Consider the following 25,005-nt stretch of genomic DNA (forward strand, 5'->3'; position numbering starts at 1 on the left):
GTTCACGCGTCAGGGTCGCTGAGTGCACTTGATCACGTCAGCGGAGCTGTCACAGTCCTGGAAGCCGTCGATGTCCACCCAGTAGCCGTCCAAGTCCAACAGCCGGTAGGTGGAGGCGAACCCGCCGAAGCCGGCCATGGACTGGGAGTTCTGGTTGAGTGACATCGACGACCGGCCGCAGGTCTCGTCCCAGGTGGGCGCGGCGAATCGGAGATCGTCGTAGAGCTTCCAGGTGCCATCTGCAAGCTTCGGCGCGTAGGTCTGAACGCACTCTCGTCCTTGCAGCGCCGAAGAGACAGGCTTGGGGTTCTTGCCGTCCGGTGCCGGCATGCCCGCCGACTCGTAGGTGGAGTTGAAGGGGTACTCGTCGCACGACCTGCGATCGGTCAGCTTGCTGGCCAGCTCCGGGGACAAGCCAGTGTCCCTGTGGTAAATCATCTTGTTGGCCTGGGCGCCGTAGCAGATCTGGTACCGGTTGGCCGTCTCGCTGCGGTTTGCGCTGTTACGCGTCTTCGGCGGCATGTAATGGAGCGGGGTCACCGGGGTCTGGCCGAAGAACTCCGGCTGGAGCCGATTCTGGATCAGCCAGGCATGCGCCGCGGCAGCCGGGAACTTCTTGGAGTTCATGGCGTAGCCAGGCTTGTACTCGGGGATGGTGCAGCCCCCGGTGCCGTACACCTTGTCGCACCGTGTCTTGAGGACCGGCGACTGTGCCCAGTCCTTGATCGGCAGGGTCATGTCCGGGGTGTCGGTGGTCATCTTGGTGTAGATGGCCATGTTCATGTTCTTCGACAGGTCCGCGTCCTTCCCGCCGGCGGCGTTGGAGACACTGCCGTTCCAGGTGGTTTCGGCGTTGCCCTGTGCGATGTGATCGTCGAGACCTCCGCTCCAGGACGGCGAACGGTCGGTTTCCCAGTCGAAGCCCTTCTGGCTGTCGCTGCACCCCGTGTCGCACAGGGCGAGGATGGCGAAGCTGTTGGCCTTCGGTGTGCCGGGCCAGGGCAGGCCGGGCTTCTCGGAGCCGAACACCGGACTCATCTGAAGCCAGTGCTTGATGGTCTTGCCGGCCGGGTCCAACTTCAGCTGCCACATCAATTCATAGGACCGCTTGTATGTCCCTGCCTTGGACGTGCCTTCGACGTCCCAGGTGAACAGCAGGCACGCCTCGCTGCGGCGAACGAACGACTTCTGGTCACTCAGCGTCGTGCTGCACCACGAGTCATCGAGAATCGGCCCCGTGTAGGCGAGGGTCGACGGCCTGGCTCCGTACTTCTCATTGGACCGTTTGATGGAGTCGGCCGCGGCCTTCGTCCGCTGCTTGATCGGAGTCACGCTGATGGTGACGTCGCCGCGGTCAAAGGTGCGCTTCTTGGGTGAGACAAGCGCCGGAACATCCTGCTCGGTCTTCAGCGCACGCGAGCTGGTCTCCCAGCCGTTCCAGCCGAATGCCGGGTAGGGGTTGTTGAAGTGTGCCGGATCCACGGCGGACTTGTCTGGGGCATTGAGCGTGATGTCCACCTTGTGTGCGCGCGTTGTGGGCGCAGCACCAGCGATGAAGCCATAGTCGCCGGTTTCGCCGACGTTGTCGGCCCGGTCCACGGCGCGAGTCTCCACGCTGTGCGCCCCGTCGGTGCCGGGGGTGACGGCGAACGACCCGGAAGTGCTTGTGCCGGAGGTCGTGGTGCTCGTGGTCGCCCATGTACCCCGGCCGGCTGCACCTGCTTCCGCATCCGCGTCCTCGCCGTCCACACGGAACTGCAGGCGATTCGCATCGTTCGCAGTGACAGCCGTCCACGATCCAGTGATGCCGGCGCCGCCGCCGAAGTCACCCTCCGGATACTCCTGGGACTTCACCGGAGTCGGTTCGCCAGGGGCGGTGGTGTCGACGACGAACTGGGTCCAGGGGGACCAGCTGAGGTTGTAGTGGGTACCGTCGTACGCGTTGGTCCGGAACTTGTACGTCCTGCCGTCCTGGAGCTGACCGGCCGGCACGGTGACGGATGCAGGCTTGCCCGAGTCGACGAAGTCGGACACGATCAGGCCCTCGCCGGCCGGGGTGGTGATCGGGGTGTTCGTTGCGGCGTCGTACACTTGGAAGGTGCCGCTCACGCGGTCGCCGTCCGGATCGGTGAAGGTGTCCCGCAACGTCGGGGTGGTGGTGTTCACCGCCCATACGCCGGCGTATGACTTGAACGGGGCACCGGCCTGCCGCGCAGTGCCGTCGGAGGGGCGGTAGTTGTAGGTGACGCTCAGCTTGGGCTGGTTGGCAGAGTTGTTGGCCGAGTTGACACGCTTCCACGCCTTCACGTCATCGGTCGCCGCGCGCAGGCCCATGTGACCCCGGGTGGCCTTGGCCGATGCCCAGGTCTGCACGAGTGCGTCGACGTCAGCGTTGATCCAGCCGTCGGGCTGAGTCGTGGAGCAGTCCGGGTTGCCCTTGGTCTGCGTGGAGGAGTGGTACTCCTGATTCCAGGCGGGCTGGGACGTCCAGCGCGAGGAAGTGGTCGGGGCACCTGTGTCCCACACGGTCCACTTCTGGGCGGTGCAGTCGGTGTTGCCGGAGTGGAAGTTCCACAGCGCCAGGTTGGTGTCGACGATCAGCGCGTCCTGGATCGGTGTGGTGTTCCACGTGATGAAGGAGCGTGCGGTGCGCGGTGTGCCGTCAGCGTTCTTGGTCCCCGGGTTACCGAAGTCGAGTTCGACATCGGTGGACCAGTCAACGGTCTCGCCCTGCTGCACGTACGTGTCGAAGGTATTCGACAACGCGGAGGTGGAGGGGTCGACTGTGACGGGGTACTTGGTGTCCGGGTCGGCGAGGAACCTCGCGTCCGGGGTTACGACCAGGTCGATCTCGGCGGCGCCCTTCTTGACGACCCGCATATCGACACGCGCTCGGTGAGTGTGCTCGCCGGACGCTCTGTCCACGGCCGCATCCCACATGACTGGAGCAGGCATGGTGGCCCGCTCGGCCCCGGTCTTCGCGTCCCGGAAGGTGACGGACCCGTCCTTGTTGGCCTTGGCCGTCAGGCCCTTGGCCTTGATCGGCAGGGTGTAGGAGTAGGTGCCGGTGGGCTTTGCGGCGATCTCAACAAACTGCTCGAAGCCGGTGCGGGTGGCCTCGACGATCACATCGGCCCCGGGTACGGCATTCTTGTAACGCGCACGCGTACCGTCGAGTTCGGGCTGCGGCAGGCCGCCCTTCCATTGCAGCGTGACCTTGCTGTCACCGGTGCCGAGGGTGACCAGATCCCGGGCGGTGGCGTTCTGCGCCGCCGCGAGCGACTTTGGCGTCACGCCGCCCTTGCCGCCCAAGCGAAGCCCGTTCGGATGGGCCTTCGGGGCCACTGAGCCGTCTGCGCCCTCAGCGAGCGTCGCGTCGACCTTCTGCCAACTGCCGTTCTTCCAGACCCGTTCGGGCCCGGCCGTCAGTTCGGACGTGAAGGTTCCATCGGGATTGGCCACGGTGTGGGCGGTCGGTGTGGTCTCGTCGGTGACGACGACCTTCCTGCCCGTCTTCTTCGCCTGCACGGTGGCCCATGCCTTCGAGCCCTTGGCGTGCTGGGCCGCCCATGCCAGATCGGACTCCCGGATCTGATCCTTGGATGGCGACTTGGCAGCTGTCGTGGTCGCCGGCGCGAACGATCCGTCCGGCGCTGCCACGGCTGTCTGCCCGGATATGAAGGCGGCCTCGACCGCCAGCACCAGAGCGGACGCCAGGGCGATGCGCCCTCGATGGCGTCTCAGGCGCGAGCGAGCGACTGTGTATCTGGACACGGAGGTGTCATCCCTTCCGATCTCGCCGGTCGGCAAGATCACCAAAGGACGGTAGAGCTGACCTGTGCGGATGCTGTGCGTGGGAAACAACATTCCGCGTGATGATCACCACGGTTGCCCACGTGGGTATCACGTTTTTGTGAAGCTCTCTCGGAAGATTTGCTGACCGTGTGTGGGAACCGCTGTAGATGGTGCGCAACCCCAGGATCTGGGTAACGAGAATCTGCTCGGTATCGGCTGAGGTGGACCCCTCAACTCACGACCAGGCAGGGCGAGAACGTCAGAACCTTGGCGGCCGGACCGGGGCACCGCCAGCCACTGTTCGTCCGGGTCGGTCTGACCGAGGTAGCCGGGGCAGTACGCACCGCCGACCGCTACATCTGGAATGAGACCCGCGCGATAGAGCACTGTGCCGGCGGCGCGCTCCTTGACCGATCTTTCCAACTTCTTGCGCGACGGCAGGCCAAGCCGGTCGGTGATCTGCGGAGATCACCACTGTGACGCCGTTCGTGTCTCGGGACGAGAGCCTGAACGGTTGAGCGTCGCCGTAGGACACGCTGCAGACGCCGGCCTCGAGGTCCGGTTCGCCCCCTTTCCCGTGGACCTTCCCCGCGACCAGTTGCTCCCGTCCTTCGCCGACTGCGCAGCCCGGGCCGAAGCCGTACGGGAGGCCGGTGCCGATGTGGTGTTCGTCGCCGGCTGCGAGATCAGCGCGTTTCGCGGCGGATTCCTCCCGGGCGGCACCTACGGCGACCGACTGCGGGCCATGGCCGGCGCCGACATGGGGGCGGTGGTCCTCCTGAGGTGACCCCTGGGGTGTGGACACTCTGACAATGGATCCTGAGGGTCCGAGGAAGGGTGTCCTGGTGGGACGTAGGTCTCCGTATCCGGAGGAGTTCAGGAACGACGCGGTGGCGCTGTATCGCGCGGCCGCGGGTCGGCACACGTATGCGGCGGTGGGGCGGATGTCGGGGTGACCGGCGAGACGCTGCGGTCCTGGGTGCGCCAGGCCGACGAGCAGGCGGGCCGGGCCCGCGGCACCGACGGCCCGGTGGAGGGCAAGGACGAAGGACTGACCCGGTCAATCCCAGATGCCCGAGTTCAATGGAGCGTAGTCAGCACCAAGTCTGCACGGGACAGGTGAGGACGGGTGATGACGTGGGTTTTTAGCCTCGCGTTTTCACGAGGTGGCCTGTCCAGTGGTTGATCAGAAATGCAGAAAGTGCTCTTGACCTGCAACGATAGGACTTGCTGAGGGTCCTGTTGGCTGCGAGGAAAAGAGCACTTTCCAGGTGAGAGAGCCTACCGCGTCATACCCGCGTGTCCGTGTTCAGGGGGACGGCCGCCAGGTGGTCGCGCAGGCGGGCTCGGTCCTGCTGATGGAAACAGTCCGCAGGACCGGCCTCGACCAGGAGATATCCGCAGTGCTGGCGCCCTGGCGGAAGCCGCGGGCCGTCCACGACCCCGGCAAGATCCTGCTGGATATGGCCCTGGCGGTCGCGCTGGGCGGGGACTGCCTCGCGGATGTCGCCGTGCTGCGGGCCGAGCAGGCCGTGTTCGGTCCGGTGGCCTCAGACCCGACGGTCTCCCGTCTCATCGACACCCTTGCCGCCTCCGGGGAGAGGGCCCTGACCGTGATCCGTGCCGCGCGGGCGGAAGCACGCAGGAGAGCCTGGCACTTGGCCGGCAGGGAAGCGCCGGACGCGGGCGGACACGTGACCGTCGATCTGGACGGGGTGCTGGTGATCGCGCACTCGGACAAGGAGGACGCGGCACCGACCTGGAAGCGGACCTGGGGCCATCACCCGCTGATGGGGTTCGTCGACCACGGGCCGGGCGGCACCGGGGAGCCGGTGGCGGCCCTGCTCAGGCCCGGGAACGCAGGCTCGAACACGGCGGCCGACCACATCACCGCAGCCCAACTTGCCCTGGCCCAGCTGCCGAAGAAGTACCGGCGCGGGCGCCGGACCCTGATCCGTACCGACTCCGCGGGCGGCACACACTACTTCGTGTCCTGGCTCGCCCGGCGGGGGCGATGGCTGTCCTACTCGGTCGGCATGGTGATCACCGAGCAGGTCCACCAGCATGTGCTGAAGGTCCCCGCCTCAGCCTGGACGCCCGCAGTCGAGGCCTGCGGCGAAATCCGTGACGGGGCCTGGGTCGCCGAACTCACCGGTGACGTCCTGGAGGGCTGGCCGAAGGGCATGCGCCTGATCGTGAGGAAGGAACGCCCGCACCCTGGAGCCCAGTTGAGACTGACCGACGCGGACGGCATGCGGCTTACCTGCTTCGCGACGAACACCGCCGACCGGCCCATCGCGGAGCTCGAGCTCCGTCACCGCCTGCGGGCCCGTGCGGAGGACCGGATCAGGGCCGCCCGGTCCACCGGTCTGCGGAACCTGCCCCTGAAGCGCACCGCCCAGAACCGGATCTGGCTGGAGATCGTGCAGATCGCCCTGGACCTGCTGGCCTGGATGCCGCTCGCCCTGACGGGTGAGGCTCGTCTCTGGGAACCCCGCCGACTGCGGTTCCGGCTGTTCACCACGGCGGGGCAGCTCGTGACCACCGGCCGCCGCCGGATCCTCCGCCTGGCCCGGCACTGGCCCTGGACCAGCCACATCACCACAGGCCTCGAACGGCTCGCACTCCTGCCGAACCCCAGCTGACCAGCGGTTCCCTCGTCCCTACGACAGCCCCACAACCCCCGGAGCAGTGGAACCCGGCGCCACCCCGAGACGACACTCGGGCCCTCGGCCTGCACACTCCCAGCCCCCGCACCGAAACGGGCCACCGACTCCGTTGGCGGCCCGTCACGAAACTTCGAGGTTAGTCAGCACCAAACCAGCACGGGAGTCAGCACCGCACCGTCACATCACCCTGAACTGCGCGTCCCGGACGGCACTCGTTTCGACCACCACCGATCCCCTGAGACGCCTTTCCATGAGCCGGCATGGTGGCTGCACGCATAGCCAACCCCCGAACTATGTTGCCCCGCCACATGTGCGCCTCACCTGCGGATTCCTACGGTATGGCGACGCCCAACCGTCCCCTCAGATCTCCAGGAAGTGGTGCCGATGTCGTCGCCCGCAGCCGCTCCACCAGCCCCGAACAACCTCAAGCGCATCGTCACCGCGTCCCTCATCGGCACGACCATCGAGTGGTACGACAACTCATTCGATCAGGGCTAGGACCTGCGGTTTTCTATGATTCCGGCCTTCGAAGTCAGCACGGAACCAGCACAGGGTCCGCGGCGTGCTGACTCGGTGCTGGCCGACCTGCGTCAAAGGACACTCCATTGCCCCGACGGCATCCGCATATGGTTACTCATTGTCACCGACAGCCCGAGCCGACGGGGGTAGGCCAACCACCCTATGAGGGACAATGCCGTGCGAATCGCTGAAGCAGGCGAGGAACACCTCACGAGGGTCCCCTCGAAGCGGCGACGCCGGAAACCTACGTGGCCGTCAGCCGCTACGACCTGCCTCCCGCACTCGCCTAACTTGACTCTGTCGGAGATCTTGGAGTTCCTCGGTGCGACAGCATGATCAACGGGCATGCTCGGGGAGTTCCGCCGACCGATGCAGCTGTCGAGGTGCCCGTTGTCGCTCCGCCCCCGTTCCGGTGAGCAAGTCCCTTCTCTGACTGCGCAGATCGCGCGGGCGAGCAACCCGGCGGTACGACAGCGATATGGGTACGCGACCGCCTCGATGGGCTGTGGTGCGACGAGGACATCGCGGACTGGTACCCGCAGGACGGGCGACCGGGGCTTTCGCCTGCTCAACTGGCCACCGTATGTGTGCTGCAGTTCCTGCTCGGCCTGTCGGACCGGCAGGCCACCGAGGCGGTCCGCTGCCGCATCGACTTCAAGTACGCCATGGCGATAGAGCTGGACGATTCCGGTTTCCACCACAGCGTGCTGGCCGACTTCCGCGACCGTCTCGCCGAAGGCGACCGCGCCGACCGCCTCCTCGGTCTCGCGCTGGCCCGCCTCAAGGAGGCCGGCCAGGTGCGCGAGCGCACCACGCAGCACACCGACTCCACCCACGTCCTGGCCGCGGTGCGCGACCTGACCCGCCTGGATCTGGTCAGCGAGGCGGTCCGTGCCGCGCTCGAAGAAGTCGCCGACGCCTTCCCGTATCTGCTCGAAGGGCTGGTCGACGAGGACTGGGGACTCCGCTACGGCCGACCGGTCCGCCTGGGCAAGAACCCCACCAAGCCCAAGACCAGGATCCTCACCACCGGGAACGACGCGGCCCGGCTCCTGGAGCACCTCCACCGGCACGGAGCAGGCCACGCGTCCGGTCCCCGTGTCCAGGCCCTGCGGCAGATCATGGTGCAGAACTACCACCATGACGCCGCAGGGCACCTGCGCTGGCGCACCGCCGAGAAGGAAGGTGGGGCCGGGCTGCCGCCCTCGTCCCGGGCGATCGTCTCGCCCTAGACACTTCGGCCCGCTACGCACGGCACGGGCACATCATCAGAGGGAAGGGGTTCTCCGCTCATCTCACCGAAACCTGTGCGCCCGACGCTCCCAATGTGATCACGGACGTGGTCACCACCGCGGCCACCACCCACGACAGCCAGGTCCTGCCCGGCATCCACATCCGCCTGGCGCGTCGCGAGCTGCTGCCCGCCGAGCATCTGGTCGATGCCGGCTACACCTCCCTGCCCCACCTGGAACAAGCCGCCCGTGAGCACCAGGTCACCGTCTCCGGACCGCTCCGGGGCAATCCCACCCACCAGCACCGCCGAAACGAGGGCTTCGCCCGGGACGACTTCCACATCGACTACGACCGCCGAGAGGTCACCTGCCCGAAGGGGCAGGTCAGTGCGGGTGTGGCACGGCCCCTACCCGACCTCCTCGCCCACCTCGGCCCCGTTGATCGTGGCTCGGTTCACCAAGAGTCAGTGCCGCCCCTGCCCGGCCCGCGCCCAGTGCACCAGCACCGCCGACAGCGCCCGCACCGTGGGCTTTCCCCCACGAGAACTCCACGACCTGCAACTTCACGTCCGCGCCGAACAACAGACGCCCGAGTGGAAGACCCACTATGCGGTCCGCTCCGGAGTGGAGGGCACGGTCAACGAGTTCGCCCACGGACACGGCATGCGGCGCTGCCGCTACCGGGGACAGGGAAAGGCGCACATCCAGCACGTCCTGACGGCCATCGCCGTCAACATCGAGCGCCTCAGCGGACTGTCACCGGCCGAGGAACCTTCCACCCCCCGCCGACCCACGGCCTTCCAGAACTACCTCGATCAGTACGAGAACCCCTGGCTGAAGTCCTGGCGAACCCTGGGCACCTGACCTCGGCAGACCCAAGACCCCCGACAGAGTCAAGCTAGTTGCTGCGCTCCCCCGCCCGCGAACGGCGACGGGCGAAGCCGTGGCGGATCGGCAGTGGATGGGCGGCGCGGCTGGGGATCCGTCCCTGCGGCCGCCTCTGCCCGGCGAGCCGATGTGTGGCCGCGGCGGGGAGCTCGTTGAGTTGTAGGGAATGCTGGCTTGGAAGGCGACTGGTCGTGGTATGCGGGACCGGTGAGCTGGGGAAGACGACGCAGACCACCCAGGACACCGAGGCGGTGGGGCGGGCAGTCTTCTGGGTGCGGTGGCATGACGATCCCAGCCGTCTCGCCCAAGACCTCACTGCTGTCACATAATCCTTAGACCGTGTCCTACGTGGTGAGGCGGACGAGTCGCTTGTAGCAGCACAGGGCCGCGGCGAGACCGAGAAAGGCCAGGTAGTTGCGGGGATCGCGCTCGTAGCGAGGGCTCAGACGTCGGTAGCCCGACAGCCAGGACATCGTCCGCTCGATGACCCAGCGACGGCGGCCCAATCGTTCGCTGTACTCGATGCCTTTGCGCGCGATCCCTACTCCGATGCGTTTGCCGCGTAACCATTTCCGCAGGTCGGCGCGGTCGTAGGCTTTGTCTGCGTGGAGGCGCTGGGGCTTGAAGTACCGGCCGCGGTGGGGGTCGTGTCTCGTTTGGTGACCCTCGACCATGGGCTTCAGCCCTTCGCTGTCGTGGGTGTTGCCGGCCGAGACGCCGACGAGGAGGGACAGTCCGTTCGCGTCCGACAGTACGTGCATCTTGGAACCCGGCTTGCCTCGGTCCACGGGGCTCGGACCTGTGTGTTCGCCCCCTTTTTAGCGCGGACGTGGGCGGTGTCGAGCCAGGCCAGTGCGCACGTCTTCTAGCGAGTCACCCACGATCACGGTGTTGTCGCGGTTGAACCGGCCGCCTGCGCCCCGAGGACAGCGGCGGAGACATCACCTTCATCGGCCGCGACCCGATCGTCATGCGCCTGGGCGCCGTCCCCGCCCTCGGCATGACCGCCAAGTCCGTCGCCTGGCCGCACTCTGGCGGCTGCGCGGCGGTGAGGGCCAGGACATCACGATGGACCTGCGCAAGGCCCCGCACCGGCTGTGCCCCTTCTACGACAGGAAGTGGGAGCTGCTCAACGGCTACCCGGGCGGCACCCCCTCGGACCCGGCCAACCCGTTCGGCTTCGACTTCTACCGGGCGCGCGACGGCCGTTGGGTCATGCCGCTCAACCCGTACCCGAAGATCAAGAACGCGGTCTACAAGCTGCTGCGCACCTGGCCCGAGAGGGAGGCCGTCGCCGACGCCATCGCCATCGCCATCGCCAAGGGGAACGCCGCCGACCTGGAGAAGGCGGGCGAGGAGGCCGGCGTGGTGATGCCGATGCTGCGCACCACCGAGGAGTTCCTCCGGGAACCCGCGTACGAGTACATCGCCCAGGAACCCCTGATCAAGATCGAGAGGATCGGCGACAGCGAGCCCGAGCCCCTCTCCAGCTCCGCCGACCAGCCGCTCTCGGGCGTGCGCGCCCTGGGCATGGGCCACATCATCGCCTGCGCCGGAGTCGGCCGGGACCTCGCCCAGCACGGCGCCGACGTGCTGAACATCTGGCGCCCCGACGAGCTGGAACACGACGCCACGTACAACAGCGCCAACGTCGGCGTCCGCTCCGCCACCATCAACCCCTACGGCTCCGAGGGGCAGGCGAGAATCCGTGGGCTGCTGCGCGACGCCGACATCTTCTACGCCAACCGCCGCCCCGGTTACCTGGAGAAGATCGGCCTGAGCGCCGAGCAGGCCGCGGCCTCCGGCCCGGCATCATCCACCTCAGCCTCTCACTCGCCGGTGAGACCGGCCCATGGGCACGCAGCGTCGGCCTCGACCAGACCGCGGGCGCGCTCAGCGGCATCATGCTGCTGGAGGGCGAGGACGGTGTCGCGGCCGGGCCGACCAGCACGTCGGCCCTGCCGTACATCAGCGTCGTCAACGACTACGTCCTCTCCTGGCTGGCCACCACCGGCGCCGTCACGGCCCTGATGCGCCGCGCCACCGACGGCGGCAGCTACCGCGTCACCCTCAACCTCACCCGCGTCGCCGCGTGGATCCTCAGCCTGGGCGTCTTCGACCGCGACTACGCCCACGAGACCGCCCTCGCCCCCGGCTCTCCGCGCGCCTACTTGGACCCGGACACCTTCGCCGCCGAGACGCCCTGCGGCCACTACCAGGGCGTCACCGATCAGGTGATCATGTCCAGGACCTCCGGCCGCTTCCGCGACGTCCTGGTGCCCCGTGGCAGCAGCGCCCCCGTCTGGCTCCCCCGCCACAGCTGAGCGTCACCGGCAAGGGCCGGCCCGCTGGACGAGCGTGCGCCGACAGACCGCACCGAACGCCTTCGGCATCCCAGGCCCCCGGCCCGCTTCCGCGCCGGGGGGGACTTCGGCGTCACGGCAGCAGGCGCCGCTCCTTGGCCGCCACCGGCGATCGGTCAACAGCCGGGTCCCTGGTCCTGTTGGAGTTCCACCAGCATGAGAGCGGCCGAAACGCTCGTCGGGTCGTGGTCGAGGGGGCGCGGCAGCATGGTGCGGGCCTTGGCGAGGCGCCGGTCGATGGTGTTGCGGTGGGCGAACAACCGGTCGGCGGTTCTGGAGACGCTGTACCCCTCGGCGACATACGTGCGCACCGTGCCCCGCAGGATCGGGTCCGCGGCCGCCAGATCACCGAGCGTGCGGGCCACGAACTCCTCGGCCTGGCTCAGGTCGGCCGTGAGCAGGTCGACGAGGTGCACGTCCTCGTAGCGGACGACCTGCCGCGGTGATCCGACCCGGGCGAGAAGGCGCTGTGCCGCGGCGGCGTCCAGGTGGCTCTGCCGGAAACCCGGGAGGCCCGATCCGGGGCGGCCGAGCGTCGCGCGTACGCCGGGGGTCTTCTCCAGGACGTGCAGGACATCGGCCGTCGGCGGCACCTCGTCCACGGGCAGCCAGAGCCAGAGCGCGGACGTGCTCGGCGGCAGGGTCAGGCGTCGGGTCGCACCGCACGTCCACATGACGCTCTCGGCGGCTCGCTCCAGCTCATGTGCATCGGCCGGCGAATCGACCCACAGGATCGCCGCGACATGATGCCCCGCCAGCGGATAACCGAGCTGCTCCTCCGCACGGGCGCGGTTGATGCGTGCGCCCTGGAGCAGCAACCGGACCGTCGTGTGCCGCTGTGCCTGGGCGCCGAAGTCCGTTTCCGCGCGGATTTCGTCGGCGTAGGTTCCGACCGCGGCGATGGAGTCGTCGATGTAGGTCGTCAGCGAGTTGGCGGACACCTTTATCAGCTCGCGCAGTTCCTCGCGGTCGTCGGTCGCGGCGAAGCACTGGTCGACCCAGAGCCCCCACCCGACCCGCTGGGCGGCACGCCAGGAGCCGAGTTCGTTCAAGTCCATGCCGCGCAGTACCAGGTCCCTGGCGATGATCAGCATCTCGCGGTCCCTGGCCGGGGCCACCCGGCGACCGGGTTCCTGCATGTTGGACACGAGCCAATGCGTCATGTTGGCCTTGCAGAGGCGCCGGTCCGCCTCCGACAGCACAGGATCGTCGACGTACGCGCGCTGCCGCGCCTCGCGCTGCGATGCCCGCCACACCTGGTCGACGATCTCGTCCGGCACCGGAAGCCGGCTCTCGGCGACTTGTCGGATCAGCTCGCACACCCGCTCGGACGGGTTGGGCCACAGCATCTTCATGCACCGCGATCGTAGGCGTGGAAGGGAATGGGGCACAGTGCCCGGACCCAACCGGGTGCCGCAAGGTGCGAAATACACCACGTCCCCCTCGAACCCGCGCTGACGTGCCCTGGCCGGACGACGGTCCCAGCCATCAAGGTCAAAGCAGAAGGAGACGTCCCGACCGGTCGGTCTGTGTTCCCCCGGTGGCGCCGTGACCCGTCGCCGTCGGTATGCGCGTCGCATCGCACCGGGTGGCCGCGCCGGCGTGCAGGACGCCGGCGACGTGGGCCCGAGATGCGCGCGCCCCACCGACCGGAAGTGACGAGCGACTTGGCAGCCATCGAGAGGAACGGGTTCATGAGCAGCACGAAGAAGTACGACGTTCTGGTCATCGGCTGCGGGCTGATGGGCTCCGCACTCGCGCGCACCCTCGCCGGACGGGGCTATTCCGTAGCCGCGTGGAACCGCTCGCCGGAACGGGCGCTCGCGCTCGCCGAGTCCGGCGTCTCGCCCGTGGATTCACCCGTCGAAGCGGTGCCCGCGGCGAGAATCTGCATCGCCTGCACCAACACCTACGAGAGCACGCGCTCGGCGCTCCAGCCGGTCACCGACTGGACCACCACCACGTTGGTCAACCTCGGCAGCGGGTCGGCCGACGAGGCCGAGGACATGGCGCGCTGGGCGGGCGAGCGGGGCGCCGCCTACCTCGACGGGTTCATCGGCTCCTACCCCAAGGACATCGGCTCCCCCCACGGAATGGTCGCCGTGTCCGGCCCGGTTGCGCTCTGGGAGGAGCACCAGGACGTCTTCATGACCCTCGGGGGCGCCTCGCAGCACATCTCCGACGAGGTGCGCGGCGCCGGAGTGCTGGAGGGGAGCATGGTCGGCACGTTCTACATCGCGGCCCTGAGCGCCTACGTCGAGGCGGCGACCTACGCGATCGACCAGGGTCTGACCCCGAGGGCATTGGCCTCGACGACGGCGCAGGTGATCTCCCTGCTGGAGGCGATGGCGCCGGAGACGGCGGAGGCGATCGCGCACGACTCCCACGAGACCGACCAGGCGACGCTGAAGACCTTCGCCGAGGGCGCCCGGGCCACGCTGACCGCCATGCGTGCCGCGGGCTACAGCGCCCGGGTGATCGGGGCGGTCGTCGAGAACCTCGAACTCGCCGAGCGGGCCGGGTTCGCCGGACTCGGGTTCTCCGCGCAGAGCAAGATCCTCACCGACACCCGGCAGGAGGCCAAGTGATGGCATGCCGAAGGCAGTTCCTTCCCAGGCGGTCGGTGACGCGCTTACGCGCAGCGGCGGCGCCGCGGTGCACGGTGCACCACAGCCGTCCGCACCGGGAGCGGCCCTGCCGTGGCCGCGACGGAGCCCTGCCGCGCACCTCGGGACCCGCCCTCACACGCCGCCACCACCGGGCTCTGCCCGAGGCGATGGCCTTCATCTCGCACGGGAGTGAATCACGATGGCAAGAGCGAACGAGGCCGTGCTCAGCGCCGGAACGGGTGTCACAGCTCCGTCCTCGGGCAAGCGGGTCGCACTGATCGGCGTCTCCGCGCTGCTGTGCACGGTGACCATCGCCGTCAACTTCATGCTGGGGCCTCTTCTGCCCCTGATGCAGAGGCAGTACTCCATCGACGTCTCGGCCGTGACCTGGGTCCTCACCGCGATGCTCCTGGGCAGCGGTGCCGGCTTCGTGCTCATCCCGCGCCTGCAGGACATCGTCGACGACCGCACGATGCTCCTTCGGTCCGGCGCCGTTCTCACCGCGGGCGCGTTGATCCCCGCCGTCGTCGACACGTACCCGGCACTGCTCGTCGGTTCGGCCATGCTCGGCTTCGGCAGCGCGGCGCAGATGCTCCCGGTCGGCTTCCTCCGCCGCCACCTCTCCGGCGCCTCGGTGGCCACCGCGGTCAGCGTCCTGATCATGGCCACCGGAACCGGGGTCGTCGTCGGCATGGTGGGCGGCGGACTGACGGTGAAGTACCTGTCGTTGTCGACGTTCTTCTACCTCCTGGCAGCGGCGTTCGCGGCAACCACGGCGGCGCTTGTGGCGGTGGTTCCACGCTCGCACCCCGCCTCCTCCGCGCGGATCGGCGTGTGGGGCACGGCGTGGATGATCGCCTGGGTGACGCTGGTGCTGCTCGCGATGGCACAGATCAGCGACTGGGGCAACGTGTGCTATCTGCTGCTCACCGTCGGAGCCTTCGCCGGTGTCGCCTGGGTCCTGGCGCAGCGCCGGTCGGCCGCCCCGGTCTTCGACCTCGCGCTGCTGAAGCGGCCGTACGCCACGACGGCTTGCGTGGCGTCCTTCCTGTTCGGCGCCGTTGACGCGGCCTTCGTCCTGCTGGTCAGCTACTACACGCAGACCCCGTCCGAGGTCGGCTACGGCTTCGGCACCGACGCGCTCGGGACGAGCCTGCTCATGCTGCCGTTCGCGCTGACCATGTTCATCAGCGGCAAGGCGGCGGAACACGTGGTACAGCAGGGACGCCCCGGCGCCGTACTGGCCGCGGGCGCGGCACTGTGCGGCCTCGGACTCGTGTGGCTCGCGTTCGCCCACGACCACACGTGGCAGTACCTCGTCGGCTCGGCCCTCGTCGGTCTCGGCAGCCGCGCCGGCTACAGCGGCTCGTTCGCGGTTCCGCAGCTGGTGGTGGACGAGGACCAGGCCGGGATGGCCGCCGGTATCCCGGCCACGACGATGATGATCGGCTCGGCTTTCGGCGCCGCCGTCACCACGACCGTCTTGTCCATCGCGTACCTCCCCGAGGTCCCCGGCGTGCCGCAGTCCCACCTCTACACCGTGGGATACCTGATCGCAGCCGCCTTCCCGGCCGGCATTCTCGCCGCGACGGCGCTGTCTTCCACCCGCCACCCCGGCGCGTTCAAAGCCCTGATGAAGCAGGGCGCGTAGGTCCTCCCGACCACCGCACCGGCTCTGGCCGACCCCGGCCTCACCTGCTGAACGTCCAGGCGGGCAACCCGCCCCGGGGAGGGGCGCTTTCATCCCGAGGATCGGAGAACACAAGATGAATCGACGAGGCAGGACGGCGGGCTTCGTTCTCGGTCTGGCGGCACTCGGCGTGGCCGGGCCCTCCGTCGCCGCCGCGACGGACGGAGAGAGCCGTGCGGCCACCGCAACCGAGGCGCGCCCGGCCTGCACAGGCCCCCTCGACGTGCTCCTGACCAACGACGACGGCTGGTCGGCACCAGGCATCCAGGCGGTCTACAGAGCACTCAAGGCCGACGGCCACCGAGTGACGATGGTCGCCCCGCTGAAGAACCAGTCCGGCATGGGCGCCCGGATCGCGTACGACGGGGTGCTGGAGGTGTCCCGGCCGGTGGCACGGGACGACCGCATCCTCGCCGTCGACGGCACCCCTGCCGACGCGGTGGCGTTCGCACTCCACACGCTCCCCGCCGACCGGTACCCGGATGTCGTGGTGTCCGGCGCCAACTACGGGCAGAACACTTCCCGCGTGACCAACCACTCGGGAACGGTCGGCGCGGCCACCACCGCCATGGACCGCGGTGTCCCCTCGATCGCCGTCAGCTCCGAGTCTCCTTGGGACTACGCCGAGGACGCCACGCACTCGCCGGACTTCGAGGGCACATCGGCCTTCGTGGTCAAGCTCCTGCGCACCCTGCAGGAGTCGTCCGAGGACTGCCGGCGGCTCCTGCCCGAGGGCCTGGGTCTCAACGTCAACTACCCCTTCGACGGCCTCAAGGAGGCCAGGGCGGCGAAGTTCGACACCATCGACCCCTTCCCGACCACGTACACGCTCCGAAAGGACGGGGACTACGACATCTCCGCCGTCAACGCCGACTCGGACCGGAGCGACGTCGACCACCGCCTCCTGGGGGACGGCTACGCGACCATCACCCCGCTCGACGGCGACCTCTCGGCCGCACGCACCGGTCGGAGCCTCTCCTTCGTCTCGAAGTTGGTGAAGGACATGAACTGACCCGGCAGGCCTGTTCTCCCGCCCGGCCACGGCGCCGGCGCTCGCCCCCGGAAGTCTTCGGGGGCGAGCGCCCGCGGTCGTCCTGCTCCGCTCTGCCCGACCGCCCTCGGGTCCGGGCAACGCTCCGCTGACCCGGCGCCGGCTCCGCGCCTGTCGCCACGTCGTGGCAGTGCGGAGCGCGGTACCCGCCCCGGCCGTCCGGCCGCAGAGCCCGCAGGTAAACCCCGGGGCAGACCCCTGCCAAAAGTCGCACAGATGACTTAGTCTCACGACCACGCCTTATGGGCAAGGTCATGCCACGGTCCCCGCACAAGGAGCGCTCCTGTGACTACTCCTCCCGGCAAGCTCTCGGCATCGTCTCCCGTCGCGGGCGGCAGCCCGGCCGGGCGAGGGCCCGTGAAGACCGGAACGGACTCCCCACCCGGTTGGCGCGGGCTCCTCGACGCCGAATCGCTCCGGGCAGCCGACTTTCTGGCCGAGGTGCTTCCCCGGCCGTTGCACACCCTCGGGGTCGAGGGGGTGCGGAGGTTCACGGCCCCCCAGCCGCCGCCCCGGCTCACCCGGGTCGCATCCGTGGTCGACGAGCACGCGACCTGGACCGACCCGGCCGGGGTGAACCACTCGGTGCCGGTCCGGACGTATCGGCCGCACACGTCCCGCACGGAAAACGCCGGGCTGCCCTGCCTGCTCTACGTCCACGGCGGAGGCTTCACGGTCGGCAGCCTGGACGGAGTCGACGAGGTGTGCCGCCTCTTCAGCCTGCACGCCGAGTGCGTCGTGGTCTCCGTCGACTACCGACTGGCCCCCGAGCACCCGTTCCCCGCCGCCGTCGACGACACCAGGGCAGCTCATGCCTGGCTCGTCGAGAACGCGGCGGCGCTCGGCATCGACGGGCACCGCATCGCGGTCGGCGGCGATTCGGCCGGCGGCGGTCTGGCGGCGGCGCTCTGCCTGGACCTGCGCAGTCGCGGACTGCCCCAGCCGGTACTCCAGATCCTCGCCTATCCGGCGGTGGACGACTCCTACGAACGCCCCTCGTGGACCGAGTTCGCGGACGCCCCCTTGCTGGGGACCGCCGACGCGCAATGGTTCCGGCGTCAGTACGTGGGCGACGGGGACGTTGTCCCCGACCCGCTCCTGACACCCCTCCGGGCAGCGACCCTGGCCGGTCTCGCCCCCGCCCTCGTCGTCACCGCGGAAGTGGACCCGTTGCGCGACGACGCGGAGGCGTACGCACGGCGACTGGAGGAAGAAGGCGTCCCCGTACTGTGCCGCCGCTACCCAGGGGTGTTCCACGGGTTCTTCACCGAGGTCGGCACCTTCACCAAGGCCACCGACGCGGTCGTGGACGCGGCTGCCGGCCTCCGCGGCGCCTTCACGGGAGGAGTTCTCCCGAAGTGAGCGATCCCTCCCCGGGCTCGCACCGGTCCTCCGCCGCTGCGGACGCTTCCGCTCACACCTTCCCGGTCACCCGACTCGGCTGCGTCGGGGCCGACTTGGGTGATCGCGCCGTCCCGGCCGGAGACGTCGGGACCCGGCAGGGCCGAACCGAAGCGGGGCTTCAGTGGCCGGACATGCCGCCGTCGACGGCGAGCGTGCTTCCGGTGATGTACGACGAGGCCGGTGACGCCAGGAAGAGGACCGCCGCGTCCAATTCGTGCTGCCGGCCCAGCCTGCCCAGAGGGCTGCGTTCCGTGATGAAGCCCTTCAGCAGGTCCTCGGGCACGGCGGCTGTCATCTCGCTGGCGAAGTAGCCGGGCGCCACGGCGTTGACCCGGATGCCCAGACGGCCCGCCCACTGCGCGGACAGGTCCCGGGTCAGGCCCATCAGTCCGGCTTTGCTGGCCGAGTACGCGGCTTGCGGGGCATAGGACGTGATGAATCCCAGGGTGCTGGCGACGTTGACGATGCTGGAGCCGGGCTTCATGACCCTCGCACAGGCCTGGGCCGACCAGTAGGCGCCGTTGAGATTGAGGTCGATGACCTTGCGGAAGTCCTCCGGACGCTCGCGCAACGCGGGGACGGCCGTGCCGACGCCCGCGTTGTTGACCAGTACGTCGATCCTGCCGAACTCATCGAGGCCGGCCCCGACCATCACCTCGCACTGCTCGGGGTCGGTGACGTCGGTGGCGACGGTGACCGCACGCCTTCCTGTCGCCCGTACCTGTTCGGCGACGGCCTCCAGCTTGTCGGTGCGGCGCGCGGCGAGCACCAGGTCGGCGCCCGCCTGGGCCAGCGCGACGGCGAAGCCCGCGCCGAGTCCGGAGCTGGCGCCGGTGATGACGGCCGCTCTGCCGTCCAGGCGGAACAGGTCGAGGACGGGGGTGGTCACGGGTTCCTCCTGAGTACGTGCTGTCCGGCCGCGGCCAGGGGCGCGGGCGCGTCGCCCACGGTCTCGGGCCTGGAGCCGGGGGACAGGTCTTGGCGGTGGCGGGCGTGGATGCCTTCGGCGATCACCGCGATCCTGAAGCAGCCGAGGACGCTGGAGCGGCCGAGGCCGCCCAGGCCGCGACCGTTCGCGGCGGCGTAGCCCTCGGCCGGGTCGGCGGGGACGGGCGGGCGTGGGCCGGTCGAGGCGGCCCGGCCCGCGAGCACCGGCGCGAAGGCCGGGTCGGCGTGGACCGGGCGCGGGCCGAGGCCGGCGAGCGGATCGCCGCGGAAGCCGGGGACGTACACGGCGAAGAACCGTGGGAGCGCCCCCAGGGCCAGTCCGCCGAGGGTGCTCACCGGCCGGCCGTCCGCTCGTGGCGCCGTACCGTACGGCGGGCGATGGCCCAGCGGTGCGTCTCCGACGGCCCGTCATAGATCCGGAACGGGCGGACCTCACGCAGGAACCGCCCGAGCAGCACGTCTCCGGAGACTCCGAGCGAACCGCAGATCTGCAGCGAGCGGTCCACCACGCGGTGAATGGCCTCGGCGCAGAAGGTCTTGGCGATCGCCGTGGACTGCGCCGCCGAGCGGCCCTCGTCGAGCTCCCAGCACGCCTGGGTGATCAGCCCTCGCGAGGCGGCGATGTCGATCTCGTTGTCCGCGATCATCTGCTGGACCATGCCGAGATCGGCCAGCCGCGACCCGAACAGCCGCCGGTCCGCAGCGCGCGCCACAGCGATGTCCTGCGCGCGGCGAGCGATGCCGAGCCAGCGCATGCAATGCGTCATACGGGCCGGACCGAGCCGTACCTGGGCGTAGGTGAACCCCTCGTCCACGGCGCCGAGCACCGCGTCGTCGGGCACGAAGCAGTCGTCGAAGACCAGCTCGATGTGGCCGCCGAACAGGCTCTCGTCGAGGGTCTCGATGTGCCGGACGGTTTTCATGCCCGGGTTGTCGGCGTCGACCAGGAACATCGTCGCGCCGCCCCGGTCTCCCGCCTCGCCGCTGGTGCGTGCCATGACGATGGCGAACCCGGCGCCGTCGGCCCCGGTGATGAACCACTTGTGGCCGTGGATCCGCCAGCCGCCCGGGACCCGCTCGGCTCGGGTCGACAGCGCGCTGGGGTCGGAACCCGCACCGGGCGCCGGCTCGGTCATGGCGAAGCACGAGCGGACCGCTCCGGTGGCGAGCGGGCGCAGATAACGCTCCTTCTGCTCCGGGGTCGCGATGGCCTCCAGCATGTGCATGTTGCCTTCGTCCGGCGCCGCGATGTTCAACGCCAACGGTCCGAGCAGCGAGTAGCCGGCCTCCTCGAAGACCGGCGCGCGCCCACGCATGTCAAGGCCGTGGCCGCCGGATTCCGGGGCCACGTGAGGGGCGAAGACGCCTGCCTCCTTGGCCGCGGTCTGCAGCTGTGTCCGCACCGCATCCGAGCGGACGACACCGCGGTGCTCCTCCTCGACAGGAATCACCACCTCGCTGACGAACCGCGCCGTGCGGTGCGCCAGGTCCGCCACGCCGGGCTCGGGGGCAAGGTCGATGGCCATGCATCCTCCAGTTGGCTAATGCTTGTTAGCCAACTCTAGGTGCAGCACGGCCCCTCAACAAGGGTCATCTGCTACTCTTCGTTAGCCATCTTTGGCGAGGGTCGAAACAGTCGAGACAACAGAAGGCGGGCCCGTGTCCCGGACCGACGACATCCGTGCCGCCGCGCTGGAGCTGTTCACCGGCCGCGGATACGAATCGACGACCATGGCCGACATCGGCGCGGCCGTCGGCATCCGCGGCCCCAGCCTGTACAAGCACGTGGCGTCCAAGCAGGACGTGCTCGCACAGATCATGACCGGCACCATGCAGGCCCTGATCGACCTGCACCACGAGGCCGTCGCCACGACCACCGACCCCACCGAGCGCCTGCGCAGAGCCACCGAGGCCCATGTGCGCTACCACGCCCGTCACCGTCTCGAGGCCTTCGTCGGCAACCGCGAGATCCGCAGCCTCGAAGAGCCGCACCTCAGCGAAGTCCTGGCCATGCGCGCCCGGTACGAGGCAGGCTTCCGCGCCCTGATCGACTCCGGTGTGGCCGCCGGCCGCTTCCGGGTGACCTCGGCCCGCCTGGCCTCGTACGCGGTCCTCGACCTCGGCATGGGCGTCGCCGTCTGGTTCCGCGAGGACGGCGAGATCACGGAGGATGCCGTGGTGTGGGAGTACGGCGAGTTCGCCCTGCGCCTCGTCGGCGCCAAGGACTGAGGCGGACCGGGACCTCCTCGCGTACGGCAGCGTCTCGAGGCCGTCACCCGCCGAGCGCGAAGCAGGCCCCGGGGCCGTACGGCCGTTCAGCCGCGTGCGCCCTCTCCCAGTCGGCCCAGGACCTTCTCGAGGGCGTCGGCGGTGGCGTCGATGTCCCTCTGACCATGGGCGGTGCTGAGGAAGATCTTGCCGGAGGGCATTAACATCACGCCGCTCGCGAGCATCCCGTCGAGAATCCGCGGCCAGAGACCGCCGGCGCCGTGCAGGCTGGTGGCATCGCTGTCCTGGTCGAACTGGAGCAGGGAACCGACTCGCTTGAGGCGGGCGGCCCGGGGGGCGGAAGCCAGCAGGTCCCCGATCACGAGCTCGAACCGGGCGGAGACGCTCTCCAGCGTCCGGTAGACGGCGGGATCCGCGAGCACGCCCATGGTCGCCTGGACGGCGGCCAGCGCGATGGGGTTTCCGTTGAACGTGCCGGCGTGCACCACGCCGTCCGTGACCTGGTCGATCAGGTCCGCTCGACCGACGACGGCGCTCTGGGTGAAGCCGCCGGCCATGGCCTTGCCGAAGACGGACAGGTCGGGCCGCACCCCGAAGAACTCGGCCGCGCCGCCGCGGGCGATCCGGAAGCCGGCGATCACCTCGTCGTAGATGAGCACCACGCCCTGCTGGTCACAGCGGGAACGCAAGGTCTGCAGGAAGTCCGGCGCGGGCGATTCGACTCCGGCGTTGCTCATGATCGGGTCGACGAGCACCGCGGCGATGTCCCGCTCGACGGCCTCCGCGAGGATGCGGTCGATCATCTCCACGTCGTTGAACCGCGCCACCACCAGGTCGTCGAGCACGCTCGGACTCTGCCCCCTGCCGGCCGGCGCGGCGATCCCGCCCACGTCGGTGTCGCTCAGGCCCGCGTACACCGTGTCGTGCCAGCCGTGGTAGCTCTTGGCGAACTTCACGATCCGCCGGCGCCCCGTGGCCGCCCGCGCCAGCCGCAACGCGACCTGGACCGCCTCGGTCCCGGTGTTGCTCCAGAGCAGGCGCTCGCCGTGCGGCACTGCCTCCAGCACGGCCTCGGCCGCCGTGTACTCGAGGACGTGGCTGGTGCCGACGACCTGCATGCGCGTGGCCACGTCGCGTACGGCGTCCACCACGCGGGGATCACCGTGTCCCAGGACGAGGGGGCCCCACGCCATGACGTAGTCGATGTAGCGATCGCCGTCCAGGTCCCAGACATGGGCTCCCAGCGATTTGCTCACGAAGAGAGGATGTGGTCGCATCGCCGCGCGCAGGCCGGAGCCCACCCCTCCCCCTACACTGCGCCGGGCTCGCTCGAAAGCGATACGCGATGACTCCAGGCCCATCCGACGTTCCTCCCTTCTCGGTCACCGGAACCGGCCGCCCAGGAAGGGCACCGCTGTTCCGGTGGTGATTCGGCGCCCAGTGCCACCGGGCGCCGCATGACGGGTCTCAGGCCGCGGCGCGCGCGCCTTTGCTGGCCAGGGCGCCCACCGGCAGGTCCTCGACGGTGCGGAAACCGGGCATCGCATCGACGACCGCGGTCACGGCGTTCGAAGCCATGGCAACGGTGGACAGGAAGCTCTCGAACCCGCCGGGCACTGCGACTTCGATCGTCTGCTCACGGCCGACGACGAGGAGTCCGTCGCCGCGTTCGACGGGGTCGTCCGGGGCGAAGATGCCGAAGCGGGTGGCCAGTTCGATGACGGGCTCGCCCCGCACCAGTCCTCGTGCCCGGTGCAGGACGCTCGCCACGGTTCCCGCGGCGATGACGGTGTGCCGCCCCTTGCGTTCCGTCTTCGCGATCAGGTCTCGCTCGACGGAGTCCACCTCGATCGCGTCGAGCTCCCACTCCAGTCCTCGGGCCAGGGCGCCGATGCTCTGCGCGAAGCCGACGTGCCCCATGACACGGTCCGCTGCGCGCTCGGTGTCGAACTCGGCCGGGGTGAGGCCGAGACCGAAGTTCTTCAGGATTGCGCCGTATCGGCTCATGTCCGCCGTGCGCCGCACGGACACCCGTTCCACGCCGAGGGTGAGGCCGCTGAGGACCAGCGGCAGTGTGTCCATCAACATCCCCGGGTTGCAGCCGGTGCCGAGCACGGAGACACCGTGTTCGCGCGCCAGCCGGTCCAGGCGGGCCACCGTCTGAGCGTGGCTCCGGGTCGGATCGCGTAACTCCTCGCAGATCGACACGACGTTCGTCCCACGCGTGATCAGGGCGGCGAGGGTCGGTTCGATCGCGTCGATCCAGGACGATGTGGCCACGACAGCCACGTCCGCGGGCGGCAGCTGCGCGACGGAGGAGACCACGGGGACGCGCGGCGCGCCGGCGACGAGGTCGGCGAGGGGCACCCCGGCCTTGTCCACCCCGATGTCCAGTGCGCCCAGCAGTTCGCAGTCGCGTCGGCTCACCAGGGACTCGGCGATGGCGATGCCTGTGGCGCCGAGTCCGACGACGACCACACTGGTTGCCTCGGTCATGTTCGAGTGCCTCCTTCGGCACACAGGGGACAACGGGCGCCGTCTCCGGTGCCTCGTCGATCAACGAGCAGGGACAAGGGGCAGACCTCGTGGGCGTCCCGCGGAAGGCCCGTACAAGGCATTCCGCGGGACGTCTCGACCTCAGGCGTCAGCGGCCGGGCCCCGCGACGTCGGCATGATCCGAACGCCAGGCCGCGGGAGCGACCGGCCGGTTCTCAGAGCTTGAGGTAGTCGCCCAGGTCGGCGTAGTCGACCTGCCACAGACCGGGCGAGCCCGTGGGGTACTGGGAACGGAAGCCGAGCACACGCTGGACGCGCGGCGACAGCTGCCTGGCGATCTCCATGTCGACCAGGAACGGGTATGCCTCCTCGCCGGTGAGATAGCCCGCGTTGAACGTGAAGGCCACAGCCCGCCGGTACTGGTCGTCGGTCTGGTTCGCCCCGCCGCCGTGCGCGGTCTTGCCGCTGATGAACAGGGCGTCTCCGGCGTTCATGACGGCGGGGATGGTCTGTTCCGGAGTGCCCCGGTCCTCGAAGTCGCTCCAGTGGTTGCTTCCGAGGATGACGCGGGTGGCGCCGTTCTCCTCGGTGAAGTCGGTCAGGGCGACCAGGAAGTTGATGGTGACCTCCGGGCCCTTGGGTCCCATGCCGATGAACGGGAACCAGTTCTCCAGGTCACGGTGGAGCATCTGCGCCTTGTTGCCGGGGCCGATCTCGATGACCTGTGCGGTGGTCATCCAGTACGTGCCCGACTCCTCGAGGAAGACCCGGTCGCTGATCTCGTGGACCAGGGGGTGGTCGACGATCTCGTTGCGGAACGTGGGGCTGTGCGTGACCAGGTTCGTGAGCCGCTTGGTGTTGCTGCCGTGGAACTCGGCCACGAGCTCGTTCTCGTGGGTCGAGCCCGGGCGGAGCGCCTGCATGGGCGGGTTGATCTCGGCGTTGAAGCGGACGATCTGCTCCTGCGTCAGGAGGCCCTTGATGATGACGCCGCCGTCGCGGGCCACGATCTTCAGGATCTCCTCGGCCGACGTGTCGGCCGCCACCGACGTCAGGGCCTGGGCCTTCTTCTGTGCTGTCATGTGATTCCTCTCCCTCAACTCGAACCCCGG

At 69.2% G+C, this 25,005-nt stretch carries 17 protein-coding genes and 3 pseudogenes; 11 read left to right on the forward strand and 9 right to left on the reverse strand.

Annotation, left to right across the window (positions count from 1 at the left end):
* Positions 1-9: 9 nt before the first annotated feature.
* A complete protein-coding gene (locus KUM32_RS02285) occupies positions 10-3,816 on the reverse strand; it encodes a DNRLRE domain-containing protein (protein ID WP_374227475.1) in 3,807 nt (1,268 codons plus the stop codon).
* Between the two features lie 493 nt (positions 3,817-4,309).
* Between KUM32_RS02285 and KUM32_RS02290 the strand changes: the two genes are divergently transcribed.
* From KUM32_RS02290 to KUM32_RS43170, 5 genes and pseudogenes are all read left to right on the forward strand, one after another.
* Complete coding sequence (locus tag KUM32_RS02290) at positions 4,310-4,582, forward strand: hypothetical protein (protein ID WP_254404904.1); 273 nt, start codon at positions 4,310-4,312, stop codon at positions 4,580-4,582.
* Positions 4,583-4,640: 58 nt separating this feature from the next.
* Positions 4,641-4,819 (forward strand): annotated as a pseudogene (locus tag KUM32_RS43160) (transposase); the annotation flags it as partial.
* 247 nt (positions 4,820-5,066) lie between these two features.
* Positions 5,067-6,440: an IS1380 family transposase gene (locus tag KUM32_RS02295; RefSeq protein ID WP_217140058.1), complete on the forward strand. Its 1,374-nt coding sequence runs from the start codon at positions 5,067-5,069 to the stop codon at positions 6,438-6,440.
* 1,130 nt (positions 6,441-7,570) lie between these two features.
* Positions 7,571-8,215, forward strand: coding sequence for a transposase (locus KUM32_RS43165; protein WP_308408569.1), 645 nt, complete (start codon positions 7,571-7,573; stop codon positions 8,213-8,215).
* A 387-nt stretch (positions 8,216-8,602) separates the two neighbouring features.
* The gene (locus tag KUM32_RS43170; protein ID WP_308408570.1) at positions 8,603-9,079 is read left to right on the forward strand and encodes a transposase; all 477 of its coding nucleotides are present in this window, start codon (positions 8,603-8,605) and stop codon (positions 9,077-9,079) included.
* 368 nt (positions 9,080-9,447) lie between these two features.
* Here the strand turns inward: KUM32_RS43170 and KUM32_RS02305 are convergent.
* Positions 9,448-9,947, reverse strand: a pseudogene (locus KUM32_RS02305) (IS5 family transposase); the annotation flags it as partial.
* 686 nt (positions 9,948-10,633) lie between these two features.
* On the opposite strand from KUM32_RS02305, the pseudogene KUM32_RS43175 reads away from it, so the two are divergent.
* A pseudogene (locus KUM32_RS43175) lies at positions 10,634-11,427 on the forward strand (CoA transferase).
* Between the two features lie 155 nt (positions 11,428-11,582).
* Here KUM32_RS43175 and KUM32_RS02315 read toward each other — a convergent pair.
* A complete protein-coding gene (locus KUM32_RS02315; RefSeq protein ID WP_217140059.1) occupies positions 11,583-12,821 on the reverse strand; it encodes a CdaR family transcriptional regulator in 1,239 nt (412 codons plus the stop codon).
* A gap of 339 nt (positions 12,822-13,160) precedes the next feature.
* Here KUM32_RS02315 and KUM32_RS02320 point away from each other — a divergent pair, with 339 nt between their 5' ends.
* From KUM32_RS02320 to KUM32_RS02335, 4 genes are all read left to right on the forward strand, one after another.
* Entirely contained in the window at positions 13,161-14,054 is an 894-nt protein-coding gene (locus KUM32_RS02320) for an NAD(P)-binding domain-containing protein (RefSeq protein ID WP_217140060.1), read from the forward strand.
* Between the two features lie 220 nt (positions 14,055-14,274).
* Positions 14,275-15,726: an MFS transporter gene (locus tag KUM32_RS02325; RefSeq protein WP_217140061.1), complete on the forward strand. Its 1,452-nt coding sequence runs from the start codon at positions 14,275-14,277 to the stop codon at positions 15,724-15,726.
* A gap of 115 nt (positions 15,727-15,841) precedes the next feature.
* A complete protein-coding gene (gene surE / locus KUM32_RS02330; RefSeq protein WP_217140062.1) occupies positions 15,842-16,777 on the forward strand; it encodes a 5'/3'-nucleotidase SurE in 936 nt (311 codons plus the stop codon).
* 324 nt (positions 16,778-17,101) lie between these two features.
* Positions 17,102-18,178 (forward strand): alpha/beta hydrolase, encoded by a 1,077-nt coding sequence (locus KUM32_RS02335; RefSeq protein ID WP_308408571.1) that lies wholly within the window; start codon positions 17,102-17,104, stop codon positions 18,176-18,178.
* 160 nt (positions 18,179-18,338) lie between these two features.
* Here KUM32_RS02335 and KUM32_RS02340 read toward each other — a convergent pair whose 3' ends face one another.
* From KUM32_RS02340 to KUM32_RS02350, 3 genes are read right to left on the reverse strand one after another with little or no spacing between them, the layout of a single operon-like run.
* Positions 18,339-19,109, reverse strand: a complete 771-nt coding sequence (locus KUM32_RS02340) for an SDR family NAD(P)-dependent oxidoreductase (RefSeq protein ID WP_217140063.1) — start codon at positions 19,107-19,109, stop codon at positions 18,339-18,341.
* Positions 19,106-19,504, reverse strand: a complete 399-nt coding sequence (locus tag KUM32_RS02345; RefSeq protein WP_217140064.1) for a hypothetical protein — start codon at positions 19,502-19,504, stop codon at positions 19,106-19,108. The genes KUM32_RS02340 and KUM32_RS02345 overlap by 4 nt, the downstream gene beginning before the upstream one ends.
* The gene (locus KUM32_RS02350) at positions 19,501-20,694 is read right to left on the reverse strand and encodes an acyl-CoA dehydrogenase family protein (RefSeq protein WP_217140065.1); all 1,194 of its coding nucleotides are present in this window, start codon (positions 20,692-20,694) and stop codon (positions 19,501-19,503) included. Before KUM32_RS02350 ends, KUM32_RS02345 begins: the two co-directional genes overlap by 4 nt.
* A 133-nt stretch (positions 20,695-20,827) precedes the next feature.
* Between KUM32_RS02350 and KUM32_RS02355 the strand changes: the two genes are divergently transcribed.
* Complete coding sequence (locus KUM32_RS02355) at positions 20,828-21,397, forward strand: TetR/AcrR family transcriptional regulator (RefSeq protein ID WP_217140066.1); 570 nt, start codon at positions 20,828-20,830, stop codon at positions 21,395-21,397.
* An 86-nt stretch (positions 21,398-21,483) separates the two neighbouring features.
* Here the strand turns inward: KUM32_RS02355 and KUM32_RS02360 are convergent, their stop codons facing one another.
* The 3 genes from KUM32_RS02360 to KUM32_RS02370 form a co-directional block, all read right to left on the reverse strand.
* Positions 21,484-22,758, reverse strand: coding sequence for an aspartate aminotransferase family protein (locus KUM32_RS02360; RefSeq protein ID WP_217140067.1), 1,275 nt, complete (start codon positions 22,756-22,758; stop codon positions 21,484-21,486).
* 106 nt (positions 22,759-22,864) lie between these two features.
* On the reverse strand, positions 22,865-23,893 hold the full coding sequence (locus KUM32_RS02365; protein ID WP_217140068.1) for a dihydrodipicolinate reductase: 1,029 nt from the start codon (positions 23,891-23,893) through the stop codon (positions 22,865-22,867).
* 215 nt (positions 23,894-24,108) lie between these two features.
* A complete protein-coding gene (locus KUM32_RS02370) occupies positions 24,109-24,975 on the reverse strand; it encodes a phytanoyl-CoA dioxygenase family protein (protein WP_217140069.1) in 867 nt (288 codons plus the stop codon).
* Between the last annotated feature and the right edge of the window lie 30 nt (positions 24,976-25,005).

It is taken from the genome of Streptomyces sp. AC627_RSS907, assembly GCF_019049165.1.